The sequence below is a fragment of the Massilia soli genome (assembly GCF_016809835.1).
In the GTDB taxonomy this organism is placed as follows: Bacteria; Pseudomonadota; Gammaproteobacteria; order Burkholderiales; family Burkholderiaceae_D; genus Telluria_A; species Telluria_A soli.
In genome coordinates this window covers 312,837-330,761 of record NZ_JAFBIL020000001.1, presented here as the reverse complement: position 1 = coordinate 330,761, position 17,925 = coordinate 312,837, and the positions used below count along the sequence as shown (strand labels likewise).

At 61.7% G+C, this 17,925-nt stretch carries 14 protein-coding genes; 6 read left to right on the top strand and 8 right to left on the bottom strand.

Annotation, left to right across the window (positions count from 1 at the left end; translation table 11 throughout):
• From I4X03_RS01540 to I4X03_RS01505, 8 genes are all read right to left on the bottom strand, one after another.
• Window positions 1-2,487 carry a TonB-dependent receptor plug domain-containing protein gene (locus tag I4X03_RS01540; RefSeq protein ID WP_223464633.1) on the bottom strand — a complete coding sequence of 829 codons (2,487 nt, stop codon included), beginning with the start codon at window positions 2,485-2,487 and terminating at the stop codon, window positions 1-3.
• Between the two features lie 192 nt (window positions 2,488-2,679).
• Complete coding sequence (locus I4X03_RS01535; protein ID WP_223464630.1) at window positions 2,680-3,450, bottom strand: fused MFS/spermidine synthase; 771 nt, start codon at window positions 3,448-3,450, stop codon at window positions 2,680-2,682.
• Window positions 3,451-3,472: 22 nt separating this feature from the next.
• Window positions 3,473-4,807 (bottom strand): sensor histidine kinase, encoded by a 1,335-nt coding sequence (locus tag I4X03_RS01530; protein ID WP_223464628.1) that lies wholly within the window; start codon window positions 4,805-4,807, stop codon window positions 3,473-3,475.
• A complete protein-coding gene (locus I4X03_RS01525; protein ID WP_223464626.1) occupies window positions 4,807-6,138 on the bottom strand; it encodes a sigma-54-dependent transcriptional regulator in 1,332 nt (443 codons plus the stop codon). Before I4X03_RS01525 ends, I4X03_RS01530 begins: the two co-directional genes overlap by 1 nt.
• 147 nt (window positions 6,139-6,285) lie before the next feature.
• Complete coding sequence (locus I4X03_RS01520) at window positions 6,286-7,524, bottom strand: ABC transporter permease (RefSeq protein WP_223464624.1); 1,239 nt, start codon at window positions 7,522-7,524, stop codon at window positions 6,286-6,288.
• A 9-nt stretch (window positions 7,525-7,533) separates the two neighbouring features.
• The gene (locus tag I4X03_RS01515; protein WP_223464622.1) at window positions 7,534-8,850 is read right to left on the bottom strand and encodes an ABC transporter permease; all 1,317 of its coding nucleotides are present in this window, start codon (window positions 8,848-8,850) and stop codon (window positions 7,534-7,536) included.
• Between the two features lie 9 nt (window positions 8,851-8,859).
• Complete coding sequence (locus I4X03_RS01510; RefSeq protein ID WP_223464613.1) at window positions 8,860-9,570, bottom strand: ABC transporter ATP-binding protein; 711 nt, start codon at window positions 9,568-9,570, stop codon at window positions 8,860-8,862.
• 28 nt (window positions 9,571-9,598) lie between these two features.
• On the bottom strand, window positions 9,599-10,867 hold the full coding sequence (locus tag I4X03_RS01505) for an efflux RND transporter periplasmic adaptor subunit (protein WP_223464611.1): 1,269 nt from the start codon (window positions 10,865-10,867) through the stop codon (window positions 9,599-9,601).
• Between the two features lie 247 nt (window positions 10,868-11,114).
• On the opposite strand from I4X03_RS01505, the gene I4X03_RS01500 reads away from it, so the two are divergent.
• From I4X03_RS01500 to I4X03_RS01475, 6 genes are all read left to right on the top strand, one after another.
• Window positions 11,115-11,795: a hypothetical protein gene (locus I4X03_RS01500; protein WP_223464609.1), complete on the top strand. Its 681-nt coding sequence runs from the start codon at window positions 11,115-11,117 to the stop codon at window positions 11,793-11,795.
• Window positions 11,731-12,762: a hypothetical protein gene (locus tag I4X03_RS01495; protein WP_223464607.1), complete on the top strand. Its 1,032-nt coding sequence runs from the start codon at window positions 11,731-11,733 to the stop codon at window positions 12,760-12,762. The genes I4X03_RS01500 and I4X03_RS01495 overlap by 65 nt, the downstream gene beginning before the upstream one ends.
• A 36-nt stretch (window positions 12,763-12,798) precedes the next feature.
• The gene (locus tag I4X03_RS01490) at window positions 12,799-13,959 is read left to right on the top strand and encodes a hypothetical protein (protein ID WP_223464605.1); all 1,161 of its coding nucleotides are present in this window, start codon (window positions 12,799-12,801) and stop codon (window positions 13,957-13,959) included.
• On the top strand, window positions 13,910-15,892 hold the full coding sequence (locus I4X03_RS01485) for an RHS repeat domain-containing protein (protein WP_223464603.1): 1,983 nt from the start codon (window positions 13,910-13,912) through the stop codon (window positions 15,890-15,892). Before I4X03_RS01490 ends, I4X03_RS01485 begins: the two co-directional genes overlap by 50 nt.
• An 8-nt stretch (window positions 15,893-15,900) precedes the next feature.
• Window positions 15,901-16,224: a DUF6572 domain-containing protein gene (locus tag I4X03_RS01480; RefSeq protein WP_223464600.1), complete on the top strand. Its 324-nt coding sequence runs from the start codon at window positions 15,901-15,903 to the stop codon at window positions 16,222-16,224.
• Window positions 16,225-17,030: 806 nt separating this feature from the next.
• A complete protein-coding gene (locus I4X03_RS01475) occupies window positions 17,031-17,702 on the top strand; it encodes an addiction module toxin RelE (protein WP_223464598.1) in 672 nt (223 codons plus the stop codon).
• Window positions 17,703-17,925 lie beyond the last annotated feature (223 nt).

Here is a 17,925-nt window from a genome sequence, read left to right as displayed (position 1 = left end):
TTAGAACGCCCAGTCAACCCGCGCGTACATCTGGCGGCCGTTGATGCCGATCGGGCAGGTTTCCCAGCAATGCGTGAAGCCCAGTTGCGGGAACGGTGCTGCCTTCACTTTGTCCCATTCGGTCGGGTAGGTGTCGAACAGGTTGTTCGCGCCGACCGACAGGCTGAGTTTCTTGGTGAACGCGTAACGCACGCTCATGTCGACCAGCCACTTCGATTCCCAGGTCTGGATGAACGGGGCGGTGAAGCCTTGTCCCTGCACTGCGCCGAAGAAGCTGGCGCGGGTGTTCACGTTCCAGGGACCAGTGGTGTAGTCCGCTGCGAACACGTGGTGCTGGCGCGGCTGACCGCGTTCGATCAGGGTCACCTGCGCATCGTCGAACAGCTGGGTACCGGTCAGCACCGGCGACTGCGAATTGCGGCTGTTGACTTCCGTCTTGGTGAAGCTCAGCTGGCCGGACAGCACCAGGGTCGAACCAGGCCACTTGGTGGTGTGTTCCGCCACCAGATCGAAGCCTTCGGTGGTGGTGTCGATCGCATTGGTGAAGAACTGCGCCTGGCCGACCTTCAGCGGATCGAGGATCGCCTTGATCGGGCAAGCTGCCGCGGTAAGGCAGGCACCCGATTCAGGAGCGATATTGCTCGAGAAGACAATGCGGTCGTCGATGTCGATGCGATACACGTCAGCCGTGACCGAGAAGTTGTTCAACGGGCGCAGCACCATGCCGAAGCTGGCGCTCTTCGAGGTCTCTTCCTTCAGCGGCGAGATGCCGAAGGCGCGCGTCACCGGGCTGCCTTCGCGGGCGGTCAGGGTCTCGGTCAGCACGCCGGCCGAATTCAGGTTGGTCGACACCGAGCTGTAGAACTTCTGCTGTACCGATGGCGCGCGGAAGCCGGTCGACACGCTGCCGCGGATGCCCAGCGTGCGCGATGGATCGTAGCGCATGCTCAGCTTGCCGGTGGTGGTGTTGCCGAAGTCGGAGTACTTCTCGGCGCGCATCGCCGCGGCGATCAGCAGCTTATCGGTCAGGTTGTGTTCCGCGTCGACGTACAGCGCGATGTTGTGGCGGCCATCGTCGACCTCAGTGCCTGGCGTGTAGCCCGGGAAGCCCTGCGCGCCGGAGGCGGCGATGCCGCCGTTCTGGTCGAAGATCTGGATGGCAGGATTGTTGGTGCGGCCGTACTGGTACGACACTGGGTCGCCAGCGACGATCTCGTAGTTGTCCTTGCGGTATTCGACACCGGTCGCCAGCGAGATCGTGCGGCCGCCAAGATCAACCGGGCCTCGCAGGTCAGCGTTGAAGGTGGTCTGGTTGAACTTTAGCGTGCCGGTATCGGCTTCGAGCGGCGATTCTGCGTAGATGCCGCCGCCTGGTTTCGGTTCGTACCAATAGCTGATGTTGATCGACTCGCGCTCATGGAATCCGAGTTCGCTGCGGCCGTGCACCATGCTCAGGTCGAATTTCCAGTCGTTGGCCATGTCGCGGCGGTAGCCGACGGCGAACGATGCGTCCTTCACGGTGGTCATGATGTTAGGCAGGAAGCCGTTCGGGTACACGGCCGGCACGCTGCGGCCATCGCCGGCGGAGCGGAAGAAGCCTGCCGAGTCGCCGGTGCGCTTCGACACGCCGCCGAAGGCATACAGCTCGCTGTCCTTGTCCATCGGGATCGCGGCATTCCACCACAGGTAAGCATCCTTGGCCAGGCTGTCGCCGATGCGCTGCGTGACGCGCGGTGGATTGACGCGCAGGGTGTCGACACCCGCGCGGTTGGTCTCGTCGCGGCGGCGTCCTTCGACCGACAGGTTCAGGTAGCCGCCATCGCCGATCGCGAAGCCGGTGTTGGCGCTGCCGGAGATCAGGTCGCCGTCGCCTTCCTTGGTGGTGCCGATCGAGCTGCTCAGCTGGGTCTCGTTGACCTGCGACTTCAGCACGATGTTGATCACGCCGGCAATCGCGTCGGAACCGTATTGCGCGGCCGCGCCATCGCGCAGCACCTCGATGTGGTGGATCGCCGACACCGGGATCGCATTGATGTCGGTACCGGCGGAGCCGCGGCCGATGGTCTGCTGCACGTTCACCAGCGCCTGCTGGTGGCGGCGCTTGCCGTTGACGAGCACCAGCAGCTGGTCAGGACCGAGGCCGCGCAGCGTCGCCGGACGGATGATGTCGGTGCCGTCGCTGATGAAGGTGGTCGAGAAGTTGAATGACGGGTCCAGCGTTTGCAGCAGTTTGCCCAGTTCGAGCGGGCCGGCGGTCTGCATGTCCTTGATGTTGATCAGGCCGACCGGCGAGGCGGTGTCGAGGGCCGTCTTGGCAGTCGAGCGCGAACCCAGGACTACGACGGTCGCCGGGGCGTTGTCGTCGGCGCGGGCAACCGCGGTGGTCTCGGGCGCCTGCTGCGCATACGCGGTGTTCAGCGCCGCCAGCATGGCGGTGGCGAGCAAGGTGCGTTGAAGGAGTGGTCGGCTGCTGGAATGTCTCATCATTGTGTTTCTCTCTTTTTATCGTTTGCAGATTGAATTGACTGGCGGGGCGCCAGGCGACCCGCTGCAAACGATACTAAGGGAAACAAAATGGTGCGACAACGCGTATCACGAGACTGTTGTGTTTACGTGGAAATCAGGCAATATTGCCTGCGAACTAGCGAGAAACGCGGTAAGCTGATGTAAATACCTGAGCTATTCCTGGCAGTCCTGCATCCACGATTTGAAGCCATTGACCCAGTTCTTGGCCGGCAGGTTCATGCGCCGCTTGATGTCGCCGGCGCGCTCGTACAGCACATTGAAGTCAACCTGCGGCGAGCGCTTGAAGGCGATGACGATGATATTTGCGTCGTGTACCTCGGGCAGCCACACCACCGCATCGAACACCAGCTCCATGTTCTGCAGGTTCTTGTCGTAATTCGAAAACTCCCCGAACACGTTGGTGGTCATGATGCCGTCGTCGGTCAGGCAGTCATGGCAGGCCTGGTAGAACTCCTGCGAATCGAGCACCGGCCCGCGCGCGTCTTCATCGTACAGGTCGACCTGCAGCACATCGATGCTGTTGTGGTTGGCCGGGTCGAGCACGAAATCCATCGCATCCATCTCGCGCACATTGAGGCGCTCGTCGTTGGACGGCAGGCCGAATTCGGCGTGGCAGATGTCGATCACGTTCGGATTGAGTTCGGCCACATCGACGCGCGCATGCGGAAAGCGCTGATAGCAGAACTTGGTCAGCGCGGCGCTGCCGAGGCCCAGCTGGGCGATGCGCTTCGGCTGGTCGTTGAACAGCATCCACATCATCATCATCTGGACGTATTCGAGCTCGATATTGTCGGGCTTATCGAGCCGCATCGCGCCCTGCACCCACGAGGTGCCGAGGTGCAGGAAGCGCACGCCGCGGAACTGTGTGGTGGTCGCGGGCGGATGGCCGGGCGCGGCAAAACGGGAGGTTGGAGTGGAAGCCATGACCGCGCATCTTACCACCGCATTACGCGGCGGGCAGGGCGGGGAGGATCAGCATGACAGCCAGGCCGCCGCCATCGCGGTTGCCCAGCGTGATGCGGCCGCCATGCGCTTCGGCGATTTCACGCGCCAGCGCAAGCCCCAGGCCGGTGCCGCTGCGCTTGGTGGAGTAGAACGGCACCAGCGCGTTAGTCAGTACGGCGTCGTTCATGCCGGTGCCGCGGTCGGCCACTTCGATCCGCACCACACCCTGGGCAGTGCGCACGTTCAGTTCAACGTCGCCAGCCAGCGAGCCGGATTCGTGGGCATTCTTCAGCAGGTTAAGCAAGGCTTGCTCCATCTGGGCAGTGTCGAACCAGGCGGATTCCTGCGGCAGATCGCCAGTGACTTTAAACGGCACCTGCGACGACAGGCGCTCGACAAAGCCATCCCAGTCGCACGGTTCGACCCGCGGCGACGGCAGCTTGGCGAAGCGCGCGTATCCGAGAATGAAACTCTCCAGGTGGCGGGTGCGCTCCTCGATGGTGGCGAGGATCTGTGGCAGCCGGTCGGTCTGGCCGCGCCGGACCAGCTCCGCGCCCGAATGGGCAAGCGATGTCAGCGGCGCCAGCGAATTGTTCAATTCGTGGCTGATCACGCGGATCACCTTTTTCCAGGTCTGCACTTCCTGGCGCCGCAGTTCCAGCGTCAGCTGGCGCAGCAGCAGCAGCTCGTGCCTGCGCCCGTTCAGCATGAAGGTGGTGCGCGCGAGGTGGTAGACCTCCTCGTCTTCGCTCTCGCCAGAGGTGAACAGCCCATCGCCGCCGCGACCGAGCGCTTCGACCAGCGCAGGCGTGGAGCGGGCCAGGAGCTCGGCCAGTTGGTGGCCTTCCAGCCTGCGGCCGTCGTTGAGCAGCTGGCGCGCCGCCACGTTGGCATAGACGATGGCGCCGGCGTCGGCCACCAGCAGCATCGCGACGGGCGTGTTCTGCACCATCGTGTCGAGCAGCAGTTCGCGCTGGACCAGGCCGAGGCGCTGGTCGCGCAGCACGTTGCCGAGTGCGTTGTGGGCGTCGATCAGGTCGGCCAGTTCATCGTTGTGGGGCCAGTGCAGGCTAAATGAGAAGTCGCCGTCCTTGTAGCTGGTGACCGTGCCTTCCAGCGCGCGGAACAACGACAGGATCGGCTGGATCTGCGAGCGCAGCGTGATGATCGAAATCGGCACCACGCAGGCCAGGCAGATGGCGAACACCAGCCCGGGCTGGCCGGGAATAAAGTGCGCCAGTACCAGCGCGATGATCACGCCGAGCGCCAGCAGCGTGCCGACCAGCGCCGACAGGCGCGTGACCAGCGACAGGCGGAAGCCGCGGCGCGCGCTCATCACGGACGGGCGATGCCCAGCCGTTCCATGCGCCGGTACAGCGCCTGGCGCGACAGGCCAAGTTCGGCGGCGGCCTGCGCCACCACGCCGTTGGCGCGCGCCAGCGCCTGGGCGATGGTGTCGCGGTCAGGTTCGTTCTCGACGGCGGGCAGGGCGGCCAGCGGCAGGCCCAGATCGTCGGCCTTGATGGTGCTGCCTTGCGCCAGCAGCGAGGCGCGCTGCATCACGTTTTTAAGCTCGCGCACGTTGCCCGGCCACGCGTGCGCCATCAGCGCGGCCTGCGCCGCCGGGTGCAGCGATTTTCCGGGCGCCAGGAACCCCGCCGCCAGCGGCAAAATATCGGCAGGGCGCGATGCCAGCGGCGGCAACCGCAGCTCGATCACGTTGAGGCGATAGAACAGGTCTTCGCGGAAGGTGCCGGCGCGGATCATCGATTGCAGGTCGGCGTTGGTGGCGCTGATGACGCGCACCTTGACCTGGCGCTCGCGGTTCGAGCCAAGACGCTCGAAGCGGCCGGTTTCGAGTACGCGCAGCAGCTTCATCTGGCCGGCCAGCGGCAGGTTGCCGATCTCGTCGAGGAACAGGGTGCCGCCATCGGCCGCTTCAAACTTGCCTTCGCGCGCGCGCGAGGCGCCGGTGTAGGCGCCGGCTTCAGCGCCAAACAGTTCGGCCTCGATCAGGTCGGCCGGCAGGGCGCCGCAATTGAGCACAACGAACGGCCCGTTTGCCACCTGCGAGTTGGCCTGGATGATCTCTGCGATGCGTTCCTTGCCGGTGCCGTTTGGCCCGGTGATCAAGACAGGCACATCGGCGCGCGCGACCTGGCAGGCCAGGTTCAGCACCCGTTCGGTGGCCGGGTCTGCCCATACCATGCCGCGCAAGTCGAACTTGTGTTCGAGGTCGCGCTTCTCGCGCCGCTCGCGCTGCACGCGCTGCTGCAAGGCGCGGTTGGCCTGGCCAAGTTCAATCAGGTTGGTGACGGTCGCCAGCAGGCGCTTGTCGTCCCACGGCTTGGAGAGATAGTCGGCGGCGCCGGACTTGACCAGGTCGACCGCCGCATCGAGGTGGGTCCATGCGGTGAGCAGGATGACCGGAAGGTCGGGATGGCGCCTGCGGATTTCGCGGAACAGGGCGGTGCCCTCTACGCCCGATGTGGTGTCGGCCGTGAAGTTCATGTCCTGGATCACCAGGTCCACATTGGCGCTCTCCAGCAGGGCCAGGCCTTCGCTTGGGGACGCCGCGCGCAGCGCGTCGATGTCATGCAGTGAAAACAGGACTTCGAGCGCGATGGCGACGGCGGCGTTGTCGTCGATGATGAGTACAGTTGGCATGGGCGCTAGGATACCACCGGAAAATCGCTATCAGGTACTTAAGCCTTCCAATAAACCGTCGTTCCCGCGAACGCGGGAACCTGTAGCACCGGTAATAGGGTGGGGCACTATGGATTCCCGCGTTCGCGGGAATGACGGGTACTTAGGTCAGGCACTGCGGGTTGCCATCGCTGGCGAGATCGTCGCAGCGCGCCACGCGGGACCGTACACCGCCGCCACGCCGAGCGCCCAGAACAGGCCTGCTCCCGCGATCAGGTAATGCACTGGCAGCCGGGTCATTTCAAGCTTGCTGACCAGGAGATGGTTCAGCCCGAGCGCCAGCATCACGCCGGCGAACACGCCGCAACTGGTGATCAGGAAGTTCTCGGTCAGGAAGTAGCGCAGGATGTCGACACGGCGCGCACCAAGCGCGCGGCGTACCCCGATCTGCTTGCGGCGCTGTGTCACCCACAGGCTGGCCATGCCGACAATGCCGCTGGCGGTGATCATCAAGAGCAGCACGCTAACGGTGATCAACATCCATGACAGCGCTTCGTCGGCGCGGTAGCGGTTCTTGCGATCGCTTTCAACGGTCTCGGAATCGAGCAGCACCGGACGTGGAGCAGCCTTGCGCAGGGCCTCCTCCGCTTCCTTCATGACGCGGTCCCGTTGCCCCGGTTCGGCGCGCACGGTGAAGATGGTGCCGAAGCCATTGGTCAGGCGCATTGGAACGATGGTGGAAAACTCGCCCTCTTCGTAGACCTGCGCCGATTGCGTCTGCAGGCGCTCGACCACACCGACGACGCGCGCCGCATTGGCGCTTTCGCCGGTACCGAAGAACAGGGTCTTGCCGAGTGGGCTGGCGTCGTTCGGCCAGACCTTTTTCGCCAGCGCGCGCGTGACGATCACCGACTTCGGGAAGCTGTCGCGGTCGGCGCTGGCGTCGATCTCGATGACTTCATCCGGTGTGAAATCGCGGCCTTCGACAATCTTCAGGCCCCAGGTCTTGACCAGCGACTCAGGGCTGAAGTAGAACGACGCACTGGCGCTTTCAGTAACCTGCTTGCGGTCGATCGCGACGCTGTTGGTGCTGCCCGAACGCGACATCGGCATCTGGTTGGTGAACGCCACCGAGGTGACGCCGCCGACGGCGCGCAGGGTAGCCGCTTCGGCCTTCTGCAGCGCGAGCTGGGCGTTGTGGTCCGACTCGTCGAGATGGCGCACGCGCAGGTAGAACACGTCGCTTTCTTCCTGGATGCCGCTAGGGCGTGCTGCCACACCCTGGCGTACTTCGACGATGTGCAGCGCATTGGATAAAATGGCCAGGCTGATTGCTACCTGCAAGGCCACCAGGATGGCGCCGGTTTTGCTGCGTAGCAGAGCTGACAGGATTGGACGGATTTCCATATTCTTACCTCACTGCGATTTAAGTTGGATGGCGGGCGTGACCTGGCAGGCGCGCCAGGTCGGCAGCAAGCCGGCGATGATCGCGGCCATCAGCGACATGACAAACGTCAGTCCCAGCATCTGCCAGTCCATCTTTGCCACCACCGACAGCTGCTCCGACTGCATGCCGATCAGTGCCAGCGCGCCGAACGACAGCAACAGGCCAAGGATGCCGCCAGCAAGGCCGACAACGGCGGTCTCCATCAGGAACTGCTGGAAGATCTCCCTGCGCGACGCGCCCAGCGCACGGCGGATGCCGACTTCGGAAGCGCGCACCGAGAATTTCGCCAGCAGCAGGCCGATGGTATTGACCAGGCACAGGACCAGGAAGCCGAATGCCAGCCACGCGGACAGGCGGCTGTCGTTGCCGACCACCTTGCGGCGTTCCAGCCATCCCATCACGTCGAACAGCTCGTTCTTGGCATTGCGCTTGAGCCGTCCCAGCTTGCGCTGTTCGTTGGCGTAGTTGTCGAGGTAGGCTTGCAGGTCGGCGCGCTCGCCGCTTGATGCGGTCTCGAACATGAACTGCAGCCAGGTGCACTCGGAGTCCAGCAAGCCTTGCCAGCCCGGCTCGCGGCGCGAACTGCAGCTCATGCTGCCGTTGTGGCCAGTCTCGTGGCGGATCGCCGACGCGAACGGGATCATGAATTCTTCTTCTTTGCCGAAGGCGCCATCCCCACCGACCAGGCGGTAGTACTTAGGCACCGGCACCCACGGCTTGGTGACGCCGACCACCTGGAAGTCGAACCCCATCATGCGCACGCGCTTGCCCACCGGATCGATTGCGCCGAACAGTTTTTCGGACAGCGCCTTGCTCAGCACGACGACGTCGGCGCCGGCCTTGTCGTCGGCTTCGCTCCACGGCTGGCCATACAGGAAAGGTGTCTCGACCATCGCGAAGAAGTCGCGCGTTGGCGCCAGGCCGTCGGCCGACATCACGGCCAGGTCCTTGCGTTCAGGCTGGATCGGGGCGCTGATTGCGTACATCGCGAAACGGCGCTCGCCGAAGCCGTCTTTGAGGAGGTTGGCTGCGTCGCGATAACTCATCATGTCGTGGCCCCGGTTGTCTTCCGCCGGGTTGTAGCCCTCAAGCGGGCCATTGTCGATTACCGGAACAAACAGGCGGTTGCTCTTGTGCGGAATCGGGTCGCCCGACATCACGTGCAGGATCGTCAGCGTGGACATGGTTGCTGCCACGCCGATTGCCAGAGTCAGTACCATCAGCGCGGTCAACGCGGGATTGCGGCGCAGGCTGTGGACGCCGAGCCGGAAATAATAGAGGAACATGGGGTCTCCTTATGCGCCGTGGCCGGCGGTGGCGACCAGCGACGGCGCCTTGCGCACCAGGTCGGACACCTGGCCGTCGATGATGTGCACGTTGCGCTGCGAGCGCACCGCCAGCTCGGGATCGTGGGTCACCATCAGGATGGTGGTGCCCTGCGAATTGATCTCTTCAAGCAGTTCCATCACGCCGCGCGCCATCTGGGTATCGAGGTTGCCGGTCGGTTCATCGGCCAGCAGCAGCTTCGGCGAGCCAGCCAGCGCGCGCGCGATCGCCACGCGCTGCTGCTGTCCGCCCGACAGTTCGGCAGGGTAGTGTTTCATGCGCGAGGCCAGGCCGACCTTGGCCAGCGCGTCTTCGATGCGCTCCTTGCGTTCGGCCGCGTTGAACCCGCGGTAGCGCAACGGGACGTCGACGTTATCGAACAGGTTCAGGTCGGGAATCAGGTTGAAGCCCTGGAAGATGAAGCCCAGCTTCTCGTTGCGCAGGCGCGAACGGGCGTTGTCGTCCATGCCCTTGACGTTGACGCCGTCGAGAACGTACTCGCCGTCGGTGAAGTCTTCCAGCAGGCCGGCGATGTTCAGGAAGCTGGTCTTGCCCGAACCCGAAGGGCCGGTGACGGTGACGAACTCGCCCTGCTTGACGTCGATCTCGAAGCCGCGCAGCGCGTGGGTTTCGATCATGTGGGTGCGGTACACCTTGCTCAGGTTTGTCATGCGCAGCATGGGATGTCCTTTCAGGTTCGGTTGATTGTTATTGATTGATTGAGACGCGGGCGGCGTTCTTGAATGTGTCGGTACCCGCGATGACCACCTTGTCGCCCGGCTTGAGGCCGGACAGAATTTCGACCGCGGAGATGCTGGTCGCACCCACGGTGATCGGGCGGCGCACGGCGACGCCGTCTTCCACCACGTAGGCGAAGCGTCCGCCCTCGCTTTCGACGAACGGGCCGCGCGGCACCATCAGCACGTTCGGCTTTTCTTCGATCAGGAGGCGCGCCGTGAGGCGCTGGCTTTGGCGCAGGCCTTTCGGCTGCTCGCCGTCGAAGCGCACGCGCGCCAGCACCTGGTTGCGCACCACTTCCGGCGACAGCGCGGACAGCTTGCCGGTGGCGGTGCCGGTTGGCAGGGCGATTTCGGCGGTCATGCCCAGGCCCATATCGGACACATAGGTCTCCGGTACTTCGAGTTCGACTTCAAGGCGCGACAGGTCGACCAGCGTCATGAGCGCGGCGTTGGCCGGCACCACGCTGCGGTTCTGCACCGACAGCGTGCCGATGAAGCCATCGACCGGCGCGCGCACCGTCAGTTCATCGACGCGGCGCTGGGCGTTGGCCATCGACAGGCGCTGGCGATCGAGTTCATTGACCTTGGTCTTGAGCGCGAGGCCGACATCGTCGCTTTCCAGCCCGGCGGCGTCGGCCGCATGCTTGGCGCGGATCTGCGCCGACTTCAGGGCGTCCTTGGCTTTCTGGTAGTCGATCTTGGCGATGATGCCCTCGTTGGCGACGCCTTCGTAACGCTCCAGTGTCCGCTGGGCGGACAGGCGGTCGATTTCGGCGGTGTCGGCCTCGCGCTGGGCCAGCAGCTTCTGCTTGCGGGCGAGGATGCGCTGGCGGGCGACTTCGGCTTCCAGCTGCGAGTAGCTGGATTGCTCGACCTTCAGCGCATCGGACAGGTCGGGCGATTCAAGCACCGCGAGCACCTGGCCGCGCTTGACGGTGTCGCCGGCAGCCACTTTGAGCGTGACGGTCGATGGCGCGGTGGAGTACAGGGTAGGGCTGACGGCGGCGACCACGCGGCCGTTGACCGAGGCGTCGCGCACCAGGGTGCCGCGGCCGACTTCAGCGATGCGGATGCGGTTGGCGTTGACGGAGTGCTCGCTGCTGCCCCATGCGGACAGCAGGTAGACAACGGCCGCTGCGCCAACTGCCACGCTGCCCGCGATGATCGCGCGGCGCTTGTTTTTCTGACCCTTTGGCGGGGCGACGACGGTGTCCTGATGTGAGGTATCGCGAATCATGGGCTGTTTCAGTTCGTGTAATGATGTAAATATCAACGCATGAACCGTGCCACCAGTTAAGTGTTTGAATCATATAAAGATTCTATCCTTGCGTCCGCTGTCCGCGCGTGTCCGGACGGCGCCGGATGGACACTTCGGACGGTGCTGGTTTCTGTTTGCTTTTTGTCATGATGTGCCCGTGGCTGACGTGTACGCTCGCTGTTCAGTTCCCCGTCCGGGAGAACCGCTATTTGGAAAGTGAGCGGCGATGCGTTTACTCTCAAGAATCATTACCATCAGTGCACTCGTTGCGGCGACAGGCCAGGCGGGGGCGCAGGAAACCACCGACTTCAAGGAGCAGTTCAAATTAATCAGAGGCGTCAACGCTGTCGCGTCCGTGGGAGCGGACCTGTTTGGCGACCGTGTGAACCTCTACACGGGCGGGCTGGAATTCGTTCAGACCGACGTATCCCTGCCGGGCAATAAAGACCTGCCTGTGACGCTGGGACGACGGCTTACCGCCGGCCAATACACCTTTGACGACCAGCCATTCGGCAAGTGGAGCCTGGACATTCCCCATTTGCACGGTATTTTCGCGCGCGGAAGTATCTCAACGTTGCCGGGCTGGGTCGGCACGGACGGAACGAATGCGCGATGCACCGCCTTTGGCGCCCCTGCCGATGCCTCGGGCTTGCAGGGATCGTCAACCTGGGCTGCGGGAGAGTTCTGGCGCGGCAATTTCATGTATATCCCGGGGCACGGTGACCAGGAAATGCTGCGCCGTGCACCCGACTACACCCGGACGCCCGACCCGATCACGATCGACGGCATTACCGTGGCGGAGTTTCCAGTGGTGACGTCCGAACGCTGGTCCATCCCCAGCCATGTCGAACGGCGCGACGCTGGGTCAAGGGTTCCTGGCGGTGTCGCCCGATGGGACCGCATATAAATTTGACTGGCTCGTCAGCTATTCGGCAACCACCATCACCAAGCCGTCTCCCGCACCGATACCCTCCGCAAGCCTTGCGTCCGATCCAGGCAGGGGCGATGGCACGCACTTCACACAGACGGTCGTGCGCAGCGCCGTCATCCAGCCAACCCTGCCGCGCACGGAAGTGTGGATATTGCCGTCGAAGATAGTGGATCGATTCGGCAACTGGGTGGCGTACACCTATGACCCGGCGCGGCCCAGGAACCTGATGCGAATTGAATCGAGCGACGGGCGATCGATCGATCTGACCTATGTGCCCGATGCAGCGGGAGCTCCTACCGCGCTGGTCGAATCGGTATTCGACGGCACCCGGCGCTGGACCTATGCTTATGACGTCGCAATCGGAAACAAGCAGCTGCGCGCTGTAATGCTGCCTGATGGCAGCAGCTGGCAACTGGGCCAGGCGCAGAATCTGCTGAACGATCCCCAGTATCCAAGAGAGCCCTGGTACTGCAGTGAAAAGATCGCAGCGTTCCCGACGGTGTTGCAGGCCACTCTCGAACATCCGTCAGGGGCATTTGGCACCTTTACACTGGAGCCGGTCGAGCATGGCCGTAGCAACGTCGTGTATTCCTGCGTCGACAGGATCATCACCACGCCCATTTTCTACACCACCAATTCGCTGACGAGCAAGATCATCACCGGCCCTGGCCTTGGGACAATGGCATGGTCATACCAGTACGATCCGGCCAATGGCGGTTTTACTTCGTGCGATGGGTGTCCGGGTACCGCCGGCGTCAACGTCACGGATCCCGAAGGAAGCGTCACCCGGCATGTATTCGGCAATCGTTACTTCATCGACGAGGGGCGCTTGCTTCAGACCTTTGTAGGCTGGGATGGCAGCGGTGCCGATCGTATCACCGCCTATGCTTACCAGCCCTCCAGCAGTGCGAATCCCTACCCGCCACAGTTCGGCCATTCGTAAGCGCTGCTGGGGGATAGCGGCAGCGACCTTCGCCTGATGCCGCTGCTGTCTCGTACCATTACCCAGCAGGGCGTTGACTTCGTCTGGCGCGCAGACACATTCGATAGCCTTGCGCGTCCGCTGCAGGTGACGAAGTACTCATCGCTCGGGATGGCGCGGACCGAAGCGACGACCTATGCTGATTACGACAGCAGGTGGGTAATCGGACAAGTCGGGCAAGTCGATAGCGCCGGCAAGACCATTGTCAAATTCGACTATGACCCGGTTACCTTGAAGCCTGTGCTGGTCACGCGCTTTGGCGTTGCGGACAGCGCGATGACGTACAACATGGATGGAACGCTGGCGTCGCACACAAAGGGCAGGCAAACCAGGCAGTTCGCGAATTACAAGCGCGGAATCGCCCAACACATTGCGTATGCCGGCACCACGATCACCGAGACGCGCCAAATCGATAACCTGGGCAATCCAGACTGGACCCGTGACGCAGCCCAGCACATCACCAGTTATGGCTATGATGCGATGGGAAGGTTGGCGCTGGTTCAGTATCCGGCCGGCGACACCACCGCATGGGCAGACACGTCGATCTCGTTTGCCAAGTCCGCCGTCAGCGCCTACGACCTGCCCGCTGGGCACTGGGTGCGCGCGATCCGCACCGGCAACGGAGTGACGGCCCAATACTTCGATGCGCTGCTGCGTCCTGTGTATTCCCAACAATGGGATGCCGCCAACCCCGCCGCGACGTTCAGAATGAGCAGGGCCGGATTTAACTCCGTGGGGCAGCAAACTTATCAGTCGTACCCAAAGCGCGCTTATAGTGAGCTAGGCGACGGCATTCATTCTGGCTTTGATGCCGTGGGCCGACCAACGGTGACCGGCACAATCAGTGAAATTGGTACGCTCTATTCCGGCTTCAACTACAGCCTCGGTGGTTTCGAGCGGCACTACTCGAACAATCGGCAGAACGCGTCGCTGATCCGCTATCAGGCATTCGACGACCCGGCGGAAGCTGCGGTTGTCAGCATTAGCGAGCCGGAAGGCGTCACCACCACGATCGCCCGCGATAATTTCGGCAAGCCGCTCTCGGTCACGCGCAGTGGCGGCGGCAAGACGGGCAACCCGGCGCTATGTCTACGATGCCAACGAGCGCTTGTGCAAGACAATCGAGCCGGAAAGCGGCGTTGTCATCGAAGAATATGACGCCAGCAATAACTTGGCGTGGCGCGCCGCTGGCCTGGCGTTGACGTCGACGACCTCATGCGATCGGGCTTCCGTTCCTGCGGCGAGCAAAACCAGTTTCATGTATGACGCGCTGAATCGCCTCACGGATACGACCTTTGGCGATGGCAGCCCCCCAATCAGGCGAACCTATACCTACGACAGCCTCCCGGAGACCACCGCATCCAACGGTACCGTGTGGACCAACTCGTACAACAAGCGCCGCCTGCTGACGCGCGAGAGCCTGGAGTATGGCGGTACGATGTACAACATCGATCACGGCTACGACGCCAACGCGGCGCGCAGTTCGCTGACGTATCCGGATGATTCAAAGATTGCGTACGCCCCGAATGCCTTAGGCGAAGCGACCCAGGTGGGGAGTTTCGCCAGCAACGTTAGCTATCACCCAAACGGCGCGGTTTCCGGGTTCAGGTATGGCAATGGCATCCACCACACCATGACGCAGAACGTGCGCGGGCTGCCAGAATGGTCGATCGACGGGGACGTGATGCGCGATAACTACGTCTACGACGGCAACGCGAATGTGGCGTTCATCCTCGACTACCACGAGGGTGTCAGCAACCGTGGCATGACCTATGACAACCTTGATCGCCTTATACGGGTTGATTCGGCGACCCAGTGGGGCGCGGCATCGTACGCGTACGATGCGCTCGACAATCTGACCAGCACCAACCTTGTCAGCGGGGCGACGGCGCGCGCGACCACGCATGCGTACGACACGGTCACCAACCTACTGACCGACATCGCCAGCAACAATGCCATCTATAACCTGGGTCTGGAATACGACACGCGCGGCAACGTGTCCAGGCGCGGCTCGCAACGGTTCGTGTTTGACCAGGGTAACCGGATGTCGAGCGCGGTCGGAAAGGGCACCTATGTCTATGATGGCGCCGGGCGGCGTGTCAGCACGGTGGGCACAGATGGCGTTAACCGGATTACTGTGTATAGCCAGCAAGGAAAGCTGCTGTTCTTCCGAGCCACATCGACGCCGATGGCTGCGGGGGTCAAGTACATTCACTTGGGTAACCACGTCATCGCGGAATCGAGCCCTGCTGGAACTGTCTATGCCCATACGGATGGGCTGGGAAGCCCCATTGCGACCACCGACGGCAACGGAGCGCTGGTCAGCCGGACGCGGTATGAGCCGTACGGTTTGACGTTCGCGGGGGCTTCGCCGACTATTGGATTCTCCGGGCATTTGAATGCTGCGGATATCGGGCTGGTGTATATGCAGCAGCGGTACTATGATCCGGTGGCGGGGAGGTTCTTGAGCGTTGATCCGGTTACCACCGATGCAAATACGGGGAGCAGCTTTAATCGATACGATTATGCGATCAACAATCCGTACAAATACATCGACCCGGATGGACGAATTGTTGAGACCCCTTGGGATGCCGCGAATGTCGCATGGGGTGTTGCCAGCCTCACTCGCAATATCATCATCGGGAATTATGTAGGCGCTGCATTTGACGTAGCCGGAATTGGTTATGACTCATTTGCGACTGCTGTGCCTGGCTTGCCTGGCGGTGCAGCGGCGGCGATTGGTGCCTCCCGAGCAGCGTCGACATTGGCAAACAATGCAAAAGTCGGTGCCGCTTTTCAGAGCAAAGTCGCTGCGAATGTTGCTGCGAAAAATGTTGACACTGCAACGGAGGTAACTATTAAGACTGCAAGTGGCGTTAAAACTCGGATGGATATCGTTGCGCGCGATGCGGCAGGGGCGGTTAAGTGTACCGAATGCAAGGCTACGCTATCAGCACCGCTGACCGCTAATCAAAAAATTGCGCATCCGGAGATTCTGCAGTCGGGCGGTGTCGTTGTTGGTGCAGGTAAGCCTGGCTTTCCGGGTGGAACGGTCATTCCGGCGCAAATAGTTGATGTTGTACGACCGTAGAGGGTGACATGACAGTAGAACAAACAAACAAAGTTGATCTGATCAGTGTTGATCCGAAAACTGATGAAGTCGTTATGACAATTTCTGACCATCTTGACTGGGCAGATAAAGCGACTCATTTGTTACTGTTGCAAGAAAAAATTAATAGTTATTTGGCGTTTATTGAAAGCGGTGAGATTCTCGATTCTTACCCCAATGCCAAGGGCAGACCGGTTGTGATTGATGTTGTGTTCAAACATGAGATTGACCCGGAAGCGGGCGATTTTCTAGCGATAGCTACTGAAATTGTTGAGGCTGCGGGTTTTCGCATGACCACACGGACTCTCGACTAAATCATCTGGTTTTATAACAAAAATGGCCACGCCCTCCTGTGCCCCGGATGTGAATGAGTTTCTTCGTTTAGCTGCCGCAGAAAGCGGGGTCAGGCCTGGTGAGGGGCACGGGGTCAGTGCCGACATTCGGATACTGGCTCATCCTCGCAAAGCGCCTGCATTAGGTTGCGGAACTCCTGGCTGGGCTGGAACAAGACGACTCACGAGCACGCACTATTGACCTGATCGGTGTCTTTGTTGCTACCCAAGTGTGACGATTGGTTGATGACGCGTCCTCTACGAATCGAATTCCCCGGTGCCCTGTACCACGTGACATCGCGCGGCGACCGGCGCCAAACCATCTTTGCCGACGGAATCCGACCGCGATTGCTGGCTTGAGGTGCTGCGCCTGGTTCGCAAACGCTTCAATTTCGTCATTCACGCCTATTGCCAGATGGGCAATCACTATCACGTGATGCTGGAGACTGTTGAAGAGAGGGGCACGGGGTCAGTGCCGACATTCGGATACTGGCTCATCCTCGCAAAGCGCCTGCATTAGGTTGCGGAACTCCTGGCTGGGCTGGAACAAGACGACTCACGAGCACGCACTATTGACCTGATCGGTGTCTTTGTTGCTACCCAAGTGTGACGATTGGTTGATGACGCGTCCTCTACGAATCGAATTCCCCGGTGTCCTGTACCACGTGACAGCGCGCGGCGACCGGCGCCAAACCATCTTTGCCGACGGAATCGACCGCGATTGCTGGCTTGAGGTGCTGTGCCTGGTTCGGAAACGCTTTAATTTTGTTATTCACGCCTATTGCTAGATGGGCAATCACGACCACGTGATGTTGGAGACTGTTGAAGGGAATCTGTCGCAGGGAATGCGTCAGCTAAATTCTCTATATTCGCAAGAGTTCAATCGCCGTCACAACTTGGTTGGGCATGTTTTTCAGGGCAGGTACAAGGCGATCCTCGTTCAGAAGGAATCGTATCTGCTGGAGCTGGCGCGATATATAGTGCTCAACCCAGTTTGCGCGGGGATGGTAACAACACCTGAGGATTGGCCGTGGAGCAGCTATAACGCCACCTTGGGCACGCGCCCTGCGCCGGCATGGTTGTGCATCGACTGGCTCTTGAGCCAGTTCGATCCATCGCGCGAGACGGCTAGAGAGAAATACCGGGATTTCGTTCTGGCAGAGCGTGGAAGCGGCAGTCCGCTTGCGCGGACGCAGCATCAAGTCATCCTGGGCGACGCACCATTCGTCGCACGGCATAGGCAAGACTTGGGCGGGAACGACTTCACCGCGATCACCAAGGAGCAGCGCCGCGTGGCAGCGAAGACGCTTGGCGAGTATCAGCTAACCAACCCGACTCGTGACGAAGCCATGTTTCAGGCTTACAGATCGGCGGCGTTTACGATGGCTGAGATTGGCGAACATTTTGGTGTCACGTACAAAACAGTGAGCCGTGCGATACGTCGCCGCGAAGAGCGCTAGGGTGCCGACGGTCGCGCATGACTAGCTGCTCGACGGCTTGTTGGTCCAATGGCTGCGCTGGTTAGCGAATGTCGGCACTGACCCCGTTCTCCCACTGACCCCGTTCTCCCAAAGTTGGAGGAAAACGCGGTCAAAGTGTTTGACTGGTTGAGCCGACACCAGGCCGAGCTAGCGGGAGGCGCGCTCCCGCTGCATTCCCGTTGACCGGCGTCACATGTCGTTT

What these genes read in the sequence shown, in the direction of transcription:
- I4X03_RS01505 (WP_223464611.1), bottom strand. Translation starts at nt 10,867, where the DNA reads ATGATTCGCGATACCTCACATCAGGACACCGTCGTCGCCCCGCCAAAG.
- I4X03_RS01495 (WP_223464607.1), top strand. Translation starts at nt 11,731, where the DNA reads ATGTCGAACGGCGCGACGCTGGGTCAAGGGTTCCTGGCGGTGTCGCCC.
- I4X03_RS01500 (WP_223464609.1), top strand. Translation starts at nt 11,115, where the DNA reads ATGCGTTTACTCTCAAGAATCATTACCATCAGTGCACTCGTTGCGGCG.
- I4X03_RS01540 (WP_223464633.1), bottom strand. Translation starts at nt 2,487, where the DNA reads ATGATGAGACATTCCAGCAGCCGACCACTCCTTCAACGCACCTTGCTC.
- I4X03_RS01510 (WP_223464613.1), bottom strand. Translation starts at nt 9,570, where the DNA reads ATGCTGCGCATGACAAACCTGAGCAAGGTGTACCGCACCCACATGATC.
- I4X03_RS01480 (WP_223464600.1), top strand. Translation starts at nt 15,901, where the DNA reads ATGACAGTAGAACAAACAAACAAAGTTGATCTGATCAGTGTTGATCCG.
- I4X03_RS01515 (WP_223464622.1), bottom strand. Translation starts at nt 8,850, where the DNA reads ATGTTCCTCTATTATTTCCGGCTCGGCGTCCACAGCCTGCGCCGCAAT.
- I4X03_RS01525 (WP_223464626.1), bottom strand. Translation starts at nt 6,138, where the DNA reads ATGCCAACTGTACTCATCATCGACGACAACGCCGCCGTCGCCATCGCG.
- I4X03_RS01530 (WP_223464628.1), bottom strand. Translation starts at nt 4,807, where the DNA reads ATGAGCGCGCGCCGCGGCTTCCGCCTGTCGCTGGTCACGCGCCTGTCG.
- I4X03_RS01490 (WP_223464605.1), top strand. Translation starts at nt 12,799, where the DNA reads ATGCCGCTGCTGTCTCGTACCATTACCCAGCAGGGCGTTGACTTCGTC.
- I4X03_RS01475 (WP_223464598.1), top strand. Translation starts at nt 17,031, where the DNA reads ATGGGCAATCACGACCACGTGATGTTGGAGACTGTTGAAGGGAATCTG.
- I4X03_RS01535 (WP_223464630.1), bottom strand. Translation starts at nt 3,450, where the DNA reads ATGGCTTCCACTCCAACCTCCCGTTTTGCCGCGCCCGGCCATCCGCCC.
- I4X03_RS01520 (WP_223464624.1), bottom strand. Translation starts at nt 7,524, where the DNA reads ATGGAAATCCGTCCAATCCTGTCAGCTCTGCTACGCAGCAAAACCGGC.